The 243-nt window shown below is 45.3% G+C and carries 1 pseudogene; it reads right to left on the bottom strand.

Annotated features, from left to right (window positions below):
- A pseudogene (locus tag RJP21_RS31140) lies at window positions 1-130 on the bottom strand (manganese catalase family protein); the annotation flags it as partial.
- Window positions 131-243 lie beyond the last annotated feature (113 nt).

Here is a 243-nt window from a genome sequence, read left to right as displayed (position 1 = left end):
CGTAGAAAAGCGCCTTGTCATGCGCCGCGTAATGCGCGCCAAGCCCCGCAGCCTTCAGTTCCTCGACGGAAGCGTCTTTCGTCAGTTTATACACCATGGTGGCAATCATTTCCAGATGCGCGAATTCTTCTGCACATCATAGTTGTCGTTCATAATTCTCGCGAGAAACTTCCTTATTATATGTTAGGCTACATGCAATCAAAAATCGATTCATCATGGTTATATTATCCCAACCTCTGTTAA

It is taken from the genome of Paenibacillus sp. VCA1, assembly GCF_031583795.1.
In the GTDB taxonomy this organism is placed as follows: Bacteria; Bacillota; Bacilli; order Paenibacillales; family Paenibacillaceae; genus Paenibacillus_AQ; species Paenibacillus_AQ albilobatus.
Note: the sequence above shows the minus strand (reverse complement) of the source record. Positions and strands in the feature narration are given on the sequence as shown.